Here is a 10,543-nt window from a genome sequence, read left to right as displayed (position 1 = left end):
TATCCCAGTTTCTTTCTCGAGTTCCTTTACAGGAATATTCTCCGGTGGCGACATACGTTGAATGAGCTCTGCCTTGTATGCTGGGGAATAGTGATTCATAACTTTTCCAAATCCGCCTCGCTTTGTTTTATACAATTTCATACGAGGCGACAACTACCCTGACACAGGGGGATGGATGGGGCGTTTGCGGTGCGCACGGCGCACCCTACGGGACACCGAGCAGCATCGCGGGCTGTAGGATGCGGCTCCCTCACCAGGTGGCGTTTCGAGGGGCAGTAAATCGGTGACGCAAAAAAACAAAGGGCGCCATGACTTCGGTCGGTTTCTATGGATGGAGCGTTTGCGGTACGCACTGCGCACCTACGGGACACCGAGCGGTATCGCGGGCTGTAGGGTGCGGCTCCCGCACCGGGTGGCGTTTCGAGGGGCAGTAAATCGGTGACGCAAAAAACAATAGGGCGCCATGACTTCGGTCGGTTTCTATGGATGGGGCGTTTGCGGTACGCACGGCGCACCCTGCGGAACACCGACCGGCATCGCGAGCTGTAGGGTGCGGCTCCCGCACCGGATGGCGTTTCGAGGGGCATTAAATCGGTGGCGCCAAAAACAAGGGGCGCCATGACGTCGGTCGGTTTCTGTGGATGGGGCGTTTGCGGTGCGCACGGCGCATCCTGCGGGACACCGAGCAGCATCGCGAGCTGTAGGGTGCGGCTCCCGCACCGGATGGCGTTTCGAGGGGCAGTAAATCGGTGACGCAATAAACAATAGGGCGCCATGACGTCGGTCGGTTTCTATGGATGGGGCGTTTGCGGTGCGCACGGCGCACCCTGCGGAACACCGAGCAGCATCGCGAGCTGTAGGGTGCGGCTCCCGCACCGGATGGCGTTTCGAGGGGCATTAAATCGATGACGCAAAAAACAATAGGGCGCCATGACTTCGGTCGGTTTCTATGGATGGGGCGTTTGCGGTGCGCACGGCGCGCCCTACGGAACACCGTGCGATTTCAGGGATATGGGCGTGACGGCCCCTATTCCCTATTCCCTATTTTCCTACCCCCTCAATAAATCGCCTTGGTGGACTCAGCGTCAAAGATGTGCAACTGATTGAGGTTGGCTTCCACGCGCACAGCGTCTCCGGGGCTGACGACCCTGCGGCCGTCGCATTTGGCAAGGACCCTGGCGCCGCCCAGGTCCACGTGGACGTGGGTTTCGTTGCCCAGGGGCTCCACCACATCCACCACGCCGGGGAGTTTCCAGTCGTCCGGGAAGCGACCCTCACCGCTTTCAAGGGTCAGGTCTTCGGCGCGGATCCCCACAACCACCTCCTGACCGGGGGCAATGCCTGCGCCTTCTTTTTCCGGAATGGGAAGGCTCACCTCACCCTCAAACACAAGGGAGAGGCCCCCTGCCACGCCTTTGACCACTGCGGGGACCAGGTTCATGGGAGGGCTGCCGATAAAGCCCGCCACAAAGGTGTTCACGGGATTTTCAAAGAGCTCCAGGGGCTTGCCCTGCTGAACGATATGCCCGTCTTTCATCACCACGATGCGGTCCCCCAAGGTCATGGCTTCCACCTGATCGTGGGTGACGTAGATGATGGTGGCATCCACACGGCGATGGAGTTTCTTCATCTCGATGCGCATCTGGGTCCTGAGCTTGGCGTCGAGGTTGGAGAGGGGCTCGTCAAAGAGAAAAATATCGGGCCTGCGCACAATGGCCCGGCCCATGGCCACGCGCTGGCGCTGGCCGCCGGAGAGCTGGGAGGGCTTGCGGTAGAGAAACTCTTCCAGCCCCAGGATGGCCGCCGCCTCTTCCACGCGACGCTTGATCTCCTCCTTGGGCCTTTTTTTGATTTTCAGGCCAAAGGACATGTTGTCAAAAACGTTCATGTGAGGGTAGAGGGCGTAATTCTGGAACACCATGGCCACGCCGCGATCCTTGGGGGCCAGGTCGTTGATCACCTTGTCCCCGATGGACATGGTCCCGTCCGAAATCTCTTCGAGGCCGGCGATCATCCGCAGGGTAGTGGACTTGCCGCAGCCGGAAGGGCCCACAAACACCACAAACTCCTTGTCCTCGATATCGAGATTGATGCCGTGCACCACCTCGGTCCTGCCATATCTCTTCACCACATCTTTTATCTGAAGACGAGCCATATCCTGTCCTGTTCTGAAAGCACCCCGCACGGGTCGGAGCTTCTTGTCATCGGCCACCGGCACAGGCCCGCTTGCGCCGGCCGCCATGCCATGGAAAAAGATCCCGCATCTCTCCAAGGGGTCTTAGCAGGAATGGCGCAACCGAAACAATAAAAAAATCACGTCCCCCCGCACCACCCGCATCCCGAGCCCCCCGGAGGGAAGACAACTGTGCATACGAAATTTTTTACCACCCGAAAACAAGGGAGCGGATTTTAAAATCAATCCCTGCCGCGGCCCCCGGCCCGGTGCGGCAACAGGGCCCTTCCGGGGCTGATTATGCCTTGACGCTCCCCCAAAATCGCCATACCCTGTGTGCGGCATAACCAGTAGCGGTTACAATCAATCAGGCGTTATTTCAGAACGACCCACGATGAGGAGGAGAAGAGATGGTTCTTCGAAAATGGTTAGCAACACTTACTGCGGCACTGATCCTTGCCCCCGCAGCAGCCATGGCCAAACCCGTCACCATTGAATGGTGGCATGCCATGAGATCTGCTCGCGGCGAAGTGGCCAACGAAATCATCAAGCGATTCAATGAGTCCCAGGACCAGTACCGTGTCGTGGGCACCTTCAAAGGGAACTACGACGAGACCCTCAACGCAGGGATCGCCGCCTTCCGGGCAAAAAAACAGCCCCATATCATGCAGGTATTCGAAGTGGGCACCCAGACCATGATGCTCTCCGGCGTGGTCTACCCCGTGTTCCAGCTCATGAAGGACACAGGCAACGACATCGACTGGTCACGGTACCTCCAGCCCATTCTCTCCTACTACATGAACGCCGACGGCGAACTGGTTTCCATGCCCTTCAACTCGTCCACACCGGTCATGTACTACAACAAAGAGCTCTTCAAAAAAGCGGGCATTGACACCGTCCCCGTCACCTGGGACGACATGGGCGTGGCCACGGGCAAACTCCGTGCCGCAGGGGTCGACGCCGGTATGGTCACCGCCTGGCAGTCCTGGGTTCAGGTGGAGAACTACAGCGCCATCCACAACATCCCCTTTGCCACCAGAGCCAACGGCTACGAAGGCCTTGACGTGGAGCTCACCATCAACAACCCCCAGATGGTCAAGCACGTCACCCGCCTCCGGGACTGGGCCAAGGACGGCCGATTCGTCTACTCCGGCCAGAAGTACCAGGGCCCCAAGGCCGAGTTCCTCGCCCAGAAAGCCGGGATCTACATGGACTCCATCAGCGGCATCGCCAAGCTGAAGAAAGCGGCCCAGTTTGACTGGGGCGTGGCTCCCCTTCCCGTGGAAGCGGACATGAAAGAGCCCCAGAACAGCATCATCGGCGGGGCCTCCCTCTGGGTACTCAGGGGCCACACCAAGGAAGAGTACAAGGCCACGGCCGCCTTCCTGAAGTTCATCTCCACCAACGAGATCCAGGAGTACTGGCACAAGCAGACCGGCTACTTCCCCGCCACCATCGACGCCTACGAAAGCCTCAAGGCCAAGGGCTACTACAAGGCCGACCCCAAGCAGGAAGTGGGCATCAAGCAGCTCAAACGACGGGACCCCACCAAAATCTCACGGGGCCTGCGCCTCGGCAGCTTCACCCAGATCCGCAACATCATCAACGAAGAGCTGGAGCTGGTGTGGAACGGCAACAAGACCCCCCAGGAAGCCCTGGACGCGGCGGTCAAGCGTGCCAACATCAAACTGAAATCCTTTGCCAAAACCTACAAGAAGCGGTCCTAACCGCATCTAAAGGTTTAACAGACACCGCCCCGGATCCGGCCCCTGCGGCCGGGCCCGGGGCCTTCGTGCGTTGACGTATTACCCCAAAAGCCACAGGCCCCATGCAAAAACGATCGGTTTTCAATTCAAGGTACCTGCCCTACGTGCTGATCCTTCCACAGGTTCTGGTCACGTTGACTTTTTTTTACTGGCCCGCCGCCCAGGGACTGGTGCAATCCTTTCTCCTGAGCGACCCCTTCGGGATGTCCAACACCTTCGTGTGGTTTGAGAACTTTACGGCGATCTTCACCGATCCCCTCTACCTCAAGTCCATCGGCATCACCATTGTCTTCAGCCTCACCACCGCCTTTGTCTCCATCTCCCTGGGGATGATCATCGCCACCCTGGCCAACCGGGCCACGCGGTGCAAGGCCCTGATCCGGACCATGCTCATCTGGCCCTACGCCGTGGCCCCGGCCATCTCCGGTGTCCTCTGGCTTTTTCTTTTGCACCCCTCCTTCGGGGTGGTGGCCCTGGCCCTGAAAAAGTGGTTCGGGTTCAACTGGAACCCGGTGCTCAACGGCAACGACGCCCTGGCCATGGTCATCATCGCCAGTGCCTGGAAAGAGATCAGCTACAACTTCGTCTTCTTCATGGCCGGACTCCAGGCCATTCCCCATTCGCTCATCGAAGCGGCCTCCATGGACGGCGCCTCCCCTTTCCGGCGGTTTTTCGCAATCACCCTGCCGCTGTTGTCCCCCACCCTCTTTTTCCTGACCGTCATGAACATCATCTACGCCTTCTTCGAGACCTTCGGGGTCATCCATGCGGTCACCCAAGGGGGCCCGGGCGGGGCCACCAACACCCTGGTCTACAAGGTGTACCAGGACGGATTCGTTGGGCTGGACATGGGCTCGTCCGCTGCCCAGTCCGTGATCCTGATGATCCTCATCGTCGGAGTCACCGTGTTCCAGTTCAAATTCATCGAAAAAAGAGTCCAATACGCGGGGTAATAAAGGCACATCATGGTTGAAAAAACACCCATACTCGATTTTCTGACCTACGTTTTTCTGATCCTGGGCATCGTCATCGTCGGCTTTCCCATCCTCTACGCAGGCATTGCCGCGTCCCTGCCCCTGGAAAAGGTCTCCATGGTCCCCATGCCCCTGGTTCCCGGGGATCAGTTTTTCGTCAACATGAAGCTGGCCTGGACCCGCGGGGATCTCTCCACCCAGCTCTTCAACTCCCTGATCATGGCCTCGGGCATCACCCTCGGCAAGATTTCCGTTTCCATGCTGGGGGCGTTTTCCATCGTCTACTTTGACTACAAGCTGCGCACCGTGGCCTTTGTCACGGTATTCTGCACCCTGATGCTGCCGGTGGAGGTGCGCATCCTGCCCACCTACGAGATGGCCGCCAACCTCTTCGGCCCCCTGCAGCCCCTCTGGGACATGCTGCACCTCAACAGCGTGGTGAGCTGGTTTGCAGGGCACGATGTGGAGGTCTCCCTCAACTGGAGCCTTCTGGACAGCCACACCGGCCTGATCCTGCCCCTGGTGGCCTCTGCCACCTGCACCTTCCTCTTCCGGCAGTTTTTCCTCACCGTGCCGGAAGAACTCTGCGAAGCGGCCAAAATGGACGGGGCCTCCCCCATGACCTTCTTCTGGAAGGTGCTGTTGCCCCTGTCCAAAACCAACATCGCCGCCCTGGTGGTCATTGAGTTTGTTTACGGCTGGAACCAGTACCTCTGGCCCCTGCTCATCACCACCAACCCCAAGATGCAGACAGCGGTCATCGGCCTGCAGAACCTCATCCCCCTTGCCGACGACCTCCCCGAGTGGAACATCGCCCTGGCAGGGGCCCTCATCGTCATGCTGCCGCCCATCGTGGTGGTCCTGGCCATGCAGAAGTGGTTCGTCAAAGGCCTGGTGGACTCGGAAAAATAGCCCCGGACCTTATCCGTCACAAACTCCCAGGGCGCGGCACACCATTCGGTATGCCGCGCCCTGCTTCTTTTTTCTCACACAGCATAAAGGCAACCCCACATGATCACCCTTCCCTTTCACACCAACCGCTACTTCATTTTACGCCACGGCCACAGCACAGCCAATGAACAGGGCCTCATTGTGAGCAGCCCGGAAAACGGTATCGGCAACTGGGGGCTCTCGGAGACCGGCAAGGAGGAGGTGACCCGCTCCGTAACCCGTGCCGCCGACGAGGGGCTCTTCAACAGCCTCATCAAACCCGTGGTGGTCTGCTCGCCCTTTCTCCGCACCATGGAGACCGCCGACATCGCAGCCAAGATCCTCAAGGCGGAGCGGTTCTCCGACGCCAACCTGCGGGAGCGCTTTTTCGGGGAGTTTGATTTAAAGGAAAGCGGCCTCTACGAAAAGGGATGGGCCTTTGATGAGACAAACCCGGATCACACCGAGTTCGGCGTGGAGAGCGTCAGCTCCGTTGCCGCCCGCATGGTGGAGGTGGTGAAACGTACGGGGCGCCGCTACAATGAAAAGGACATCATCCTGGTCACCCACGGGGATCCGGGCCAGATCCTCCAGTGTGTGTTCGACGGCATCGATCCGGCAAAACACCGCAGCATATCCCCCCTGGAGACCGCCGAAATCCGGCCGGTCCCCAGCAGGTAAAACACACCGCGCAAAGTGCCGGGGCCCATCAGGCGCCGGCGGCTGCGGGGTCTTTCTGGTAGATGGTATAGGTGTAGGGAGTCTCGGCGGGATACGCCTGGGAAAAAACCGGTGTGAAGGTGTCGGGAATCTCGGGCATGAAAATATCCCCGGCGGGTGTGGCGTGGATATGGGAGATGTGAAGGGTGTCTGCCAGGGGAAGGGTCTCCCGGAAGATTTCGCCGCCCCCGGCCACCATGAGCCGTCGCCCCCCTGCGCAGCCCGCCTCAACGGCCTCCTCAAGGGTGGTGCACACCAGGCATCCGGGGGCTTTGTAGGAGGCATTGCGCGTCAGGACAATGATCTGCCTGCCCGGCAGGGGGCGCCCGATGGTCTCCCAGGTTTTCCTGCCCATGAGCACGCTGTGATGGTAGCTCACCGCCTTGAACAGAGAAAGCTCCCCTTCGATATGCCAGGGAATATCGGCACCGTTGCCGATGATCCCGTTGTCCGCCACCGCGACGACAATTGAAATTTTCATGTGTACCATCCCTTCATCACCCGTATAAAGCCCAACAGCACCCTTGACGGGCCCGGGAACATCCCGCGCCGTGTGCCGTCTCTCCCCTATACCACCCGGGCCGGGCCGTGTCGAGGAGACGGGTCCGTGATACCGGCTATTTGATGATCTGGATCCCCATGGTGTGCATCCGGGCCATGCGACGCTGGCCTTTGTTTCCCCGCGTCACGGACAGCACGCGGTTCACCAGCTCCAGCAGTTCCCGGCACAGGGGCCGAAACGAATGGATGGAGCAGGTCGACGGATCCAGCAGGGTGCCGTAGCGATGCAGCAGGGTGATTCCTTTCACCCCTTCGGTGAGCTCGTCGATGGACTCCACCACCTCTTCGGCGACATCCTGAAACAGATCGATGTCCACCACATCGTAGAGGATCGACACAAGCTGCTCCCTGAGCTGCTCGAAGTCGCGGCGTTTTCCTGTGGCCAGCTCCAGTGTTCGGTAATATCGTGTCTTCACATGTCTTCCGACGCTATCGGATAAAATATCCATACGGCCTCCCGTCCGGGGCGAGGTTGTCTGTGATGCATGGGCCGTTTGCACGGCTCGCGGCATCGGTACCGGCATGAACGTCAGCGATGAGTGGCTTACACGAATGGGAATGGGGAAACGGATACGTTTGAACAAATAATGGTCGCGAAAATACTCAGCGATTGCTCTTCAGGGGCCTGGAAACGCACAAGGATTTCCACGCCCCTCGCTGTCGCGGGCCAAACCATATATCGAACGTTGAATGCAAGTGCATGGTGATGGGGGTACATCCGGCGGTCTATGCATACAGTATACGTCGGAAGCGGAACGTTAAGCAAGGCCGCAAAAAAATCTGCGGACTAACCCGGATATTTCACGAGTCGAGTGCACCGCATATTCAAGGCCTCAGAGCTGCAGATATCGTGGTTTACCTCAAAGCTCTGATAACGCAGAAGATGGGTGCACTCGGTCCGCCCGAAGGGTGAGAAAATCAAACAGCAAACGTCGATTTACAGTTTCAAAACAGCCAACATTTTCATTATAGCCACCTGAAACAACGGTATTTTTTCTTTGGCTGGTTATTTTCTCATGAAATGTCCGGACTAAAGCTGGCCCTCTCCCCGGCCGAGATGATAACAAAGGGAGCCGAACCGACAACCGCAAGCCGTGGGATAAAAAAGATGACAACCGAGAAGAACGAAACCGCAGACGGCCCCAAACCCAAAAAGCGCAAAAAAAAGATACTCCTGCCCATTGCGGTCGTGCTGCTCATTGCGGGCCTCGGTGCAGGGGGCTGGTTTGGATACACCACCTTTTTCAAATCTGGCTACCCCCGTCAAACCCTGGAATACGTGGACCTCGACGACAGTGTCCTGAAATTCTCCTGGGCACGGCTCCCCGATGTCTATCACCTTATGGTCGACGTCAACGCGGAGATGGCCCTCATGAAAAATGAAATCAAGCGGATCAGACGGGTGGGCAAGGCCTACCCCAGGCAGGAAAAAATCGTGGCATCGGAGATCAAACGGTGGGAGCGGAGTGTGCAAAAACTTTCAGGACAACTCCGCAGGTTCCAGGGCCAGGTGGAAGCCCTCTACGTAACATTCCGGGTAAACCCTGAAAAGGGACAGGCCGCCATACGGGAAAAGGGCCCGGCCCTTGCCTCGGCCTTGCAGGAGGCTGTCAACGGTGTGCGAAGCCAAACCGCCGCCCTTGGAGCGGCCCGGGTGGCCCCCACGGGGATCAAGGGGGTCATTGCACAGATCAAAAACCGTTTTTTTCACTAGGGTGTCCGCTTCAGGGCTCTCCCTTCTCCCCGGGCTCTTTTCTGCCTGTGTGGAAAAAGGGAAAAGGTGAGGCTTTGGCCAGATCGTCCACGGATCGCCTCGCCATCTCGGTAAACTCCGAGCTGAAATGGAGCACCTTCTTGAATTGATCGTCAAAGGCTTTCCGCTGCTTGACGTAACTGTCGATGGTCTGAGACAGGTGGAGGTCGAAAAAATCCCCCATCATGTTGTCACCGTACCGAAGCATCAGGTGAAGCAGATGAACGGGGAGAAAAAACTTTTTGTTCTTTGCTTCTTCCACAAGGATCTGGGTGAGGATATAGGCCGTTACGTCATCCCCTGACCCGGCCTCCACCACCTTCACATCCCTTCCGCTCCGGATGATCTCGGCAAGCTGCTCCAGGGTGATGTACGAGCTCTCGGATGTGTTGTAGAGGCGCCTGTTGCTGTACTTTTTCACCACCACGGTCTCTTCAGCCATTGTCTCTCCCGCCTGGGTTATCGGTCGATAAGTGCTATACCCTAAAATTAAAATAATGACACACAACGACGCTCTGCATCAAACGCGTTATGTGTTGAAGCAACGATCAAAACATCATGCTGAGGACTTATGGGATAATCCCGTCCTGGGTAATTTAATCCTGGCATGGCCCTAAGTTGAAAGGCCCCCGAATCGGCGACCCTTTGTGTACTATATGTCAGCCCATCGGGGAATGCAATTGACATCGGCGGCCTGTTTCCTTTATTGATAAAAGAGTGTTTTAATAAAATTACTTCGTTTGTTTTAAACAATTTTGTTTTTACCTATCGCAAATTCCTTTATAGTGAAGCACAAACGCCCCTGACCGTCTGCTTATTGAAGCGGCCGGCAGGCGAAAACCCGCCTAACAGACGGTACCCTCCCGAATAACAGACACCATGCGGGTACCTTGAAGCACAGTTGATCAGGAACCGGATGACGAAACAGCCTTCCTCGCGAAAACAATACCATGTCAGCCCACTTGGACCCCGGAACAGGAGAAACCGACCATGGCGAAATCTGTCCTGAAGCAGCTCAAAGAGCATGAACGTGAAGTCCGAAGACAATTGATTATCAACGCAGCAAAAAATCTCTTCAGCCAGAACTCATTCCACGAAATCGGTATGAGGGACATCGCCAATGAGGCGGGAATCTCAGTTGCATCGCTTTATCAGTACTTTCCAAGCCAGGACGACCTGTTCGTGGAGATCCTTACCAACGACATCAACAAGATCAAATCGCGCCTCTGGGAAAGCCGTCGCGAACTGGACGATATCGCCATCGACATCGTCAACTTCCTTGTGGACAACGAGGATATCTTCCAGATGATGAGCCATTTCATGATCAAGGGCGAAAAAAACCCGGAGACACTTCGCAAGTTCAACGTCATCCAGGTCCTCTTTCTGGACATGCTGGACAGGGCCCTGGCCAAGGCCGGTGAAGCCCATCCGGTCAGCTACTATTCCCATGCCTTTTTTGCCTCCCTTTTCGGCAATGTCATCACCTTCCGAAACTATCCGTCAAGCGACGCCTCTTCCCACAGGGAAAGCCTTTATCACGTGGCAAGGATTACTGCCAAAGCCTTCCACGACACCCTGGTCACAGAGGAAAAAGCCATAACCTTCTGAGGACGTGTATAAATGCAATGATCACACATCAAACCTCTTTTATTAGAGTAAACATTGT

At 57.2% G+C, this 10,543-nt stretch carries 10 protein-coding genes; 6 read left to right on the top strand and 4 right to left on the bottom strand.

From position 1 onward, the window contains the following. Positions 1–1,057 precede the first annotated feature (1,057 nt). The gene (locus MSL71_RS21170; RefSeq protein ID WP_180144485.1) at positions 1,058–2,155 is read right to left on the bottom strand and encodes an ABC transporter ATP-binding protein; all 1,098 of its coding nucleotides are present in this window, start codon (positions 2,153–2,155) and stop codon (positions 1,058–1,060) included. A 428-nt stretch (positions 2,156–2,583) separates the two neighbouring features. Between MSL71_RS21170 and ugpB the strand changes: the two genes are divergently transcribed. The 4 genes from ugpB (at position 2,584) to MSL71_RS21150 (ending at position 6,524) form a co-directional block, all read left to right on the top strand. Then, positions 2,584–3,900: a sn-glycerol-3-phosphate ABC transporter substrate-binding protein UgpB gene (ugpB, locus tag MSL71_RS21165; RefSeq protein ID WP_180144482.1), complete on the top strand. Its 1,317-nt coding sequence runs from the start codon at positions 2,584–2,586 to the stop codon at positions 3,898–3,900. A gap of 101 nt (positions 3,901–4,001) precedes the next feature. Beyond that, entirely contained in the window at positions 4,002–4,892 is an 891-nt protein-coding gene (gene ugpA / locus MSL71_RS21160) for a sn-glycerol-3-phosphate ABC transporter permease UgpA (protein ID WP_180144479.1), read from the top strand. A 12-nt stretch (positions 4,893–4,904) separates the two neighbouring features. Beyond that, positions 4,905–5,825, top strand: coding sequence for an ABC transporter permease subunit (locus MSL71_RS21155; RefSeq protein WP_180144476.1), 921 nt, complete (start codon positions 4,905–4,907; stop codon positions 5,823–5,825). Positions 5,826–5,924: 99 nt separating this feature from the next. Beyond that, a complete protein-coding gene (locus tag MSL71_RS21150) occupies positions 5,925–6,524 on the top strand; it encodes a histidine phosphatase family protein (protein ID WP_180144473.1) in 600 nt (199 codons plus the stop codon). 28 nt (positions 6,525–6,552) lie between these two features. Here MSL71_RS21150 and MSL71_RS21145 read toward each other — a convergent pair whose 3' ends face one another. Beyond that, positions 6,553–7,044, bottom strand: a complete 492-nt coding sequence (locus MSL71_RS21145; protein WP_180144470.1) for a dihydrofolate reductase — start codon at positions 7,042–7,044, stop codon at positions 6,553–6,555. 136 nt (positions 7,045–7,180) lie between these two features. Then, positions 7,181–7,540: a hypothetical protein gene (locus MSL71_RS21140; RefSeq protein ID WP_180144466.1), complete on the bottom strand. Its 360-nt coding sequence runs from the start codon at positions 7,538–7,540 to the stop codon at positions 7,181–7,183. A 692-nt stretch (positions 7,541–8,232) separates the two neighbouring features. Here MSL71_RS21140 and MSL71_RS21135 point away from each other — a divergent pair. Beyond that, on the top strand, positions 8,233–8,838 hold the full coding sequence (locus MSL71_RS21135; protein WP_180144462.1) for a hypothetical protein: 606 nt from the start codon (positions 8,233–8,235) through the stop codon (positions 8,836–8,838). A 10-nt stretch (positions 8,839–8,848) separates the two neighbouring features. On the opposite strand, the gene MSL71_RS21130 is transcribed toward MSL71_RS21135, so the two are convergent. After that, entirely contained in the window at positions 8,849–9,319 is a 471-nt protein-coding gene (locus tag MSL71_RS21130) for a polyhydroxyalkanoate synthesis regulator DNA-binding domain-containing protein (RefSeq protein ID WP_180144459.1), read from the bottom strand. 548 nt (positions 9,320–9,867) lie between these two features. Here MSL71_RS21130 and MSL71_RS21125 point away from each other — a divergent pair. Further along, on the top strand, positions 9,868–10,485 hold the full coding sequence (locus MSL71_RS21125) for a TetR/AcrR family transcriptional regulator (protein ID WP_180144456.1): 618 nt from the start codon (positions 9,868–9,870) through the stop codon (positions 10,483–10,485). The last annotated feature ends 58 nt before the right edge of the window (positions 10,486–10,543 follow it).

This window comes from Desulfoluna butyratoxydans (genome assembly GCF_900699765.1).
Lineage (GTDB): Bacteria > Desulfobacterota > Desulfobacteria > Desulfobacterales > Desulfolunaceae > Desulfoluna > Desulfoluna butyratoxydans.
The sequence above is the reverse complement of the archived record's forward strand: the minus strand, read 5'-3'. Positions and strand labels throughout refer to the sequence as shown.

Bases quoted from the DNA above. Each gene is read 5' to 3' on its own strand.
- MSL71_RS21150 (WP_180144473.1), top strand. From the start codon at position 5,925: ATGATCACCCTTCCCTTTCACACCAACCGCTACTTCATTTTACGCCAC.
- ugpB (WP_180144482.1), top strand. From the start codon at position 2,584: ATGGTTCTTCGAAAATGGTTAGCAACACTTACTGCGGCACTGATCCTT.
- MSL71_RS21135 (WP_180144462.1), top strand. From the start codon at position 8,233: ATGACAACCGAGAAGAACGAAACCGCAGACGGCCCCAAACCCAAAAAG.
- MSL71_RS21130 (WP_180144459.1), bottom strand. From the start codon at position 9,319: ATGGCTGAAGAGACCGTGGTGGTGAAAAAGTACAGCAACAGGCGCCTC.
- MSL71_RS21155 (WP_180144476.1), top strand. From the start codon at position 4,905: ATGGTTGAAAAAACACCCATACTCGATTTTCTGACCTACGTTTTTCTG.
- MSL71_RS21170 (WP_180144485.1), bottom strand. From the start codon at position 2,155: ATGGCTCGTCTTCAGATAAAAGATGTGGTGAAGAGATATGGCAGGACC.
- MSL71_RS21145 (WP_180144470.1), bottom strand. From the start codon at position 7,044: ATGAAAATTTCAATTGTCGTCGCGGTGGCGGACAACGGGATCATCGGC.
- ugpA (WP_180144479.1), top strand. From the start codon at position 4,002: ATGCAAAAACGATCGGTTTTCAATTCAAGGTACCTGCCCTACGTGCTG.
- MSL71_RS21125 (WP_180144456.1), top strand. From the start codon at position 9,868: ATGGCGAAATCTGTCCTGAAGCAGCTCAAAGAGCATGAACGTGAAGTC.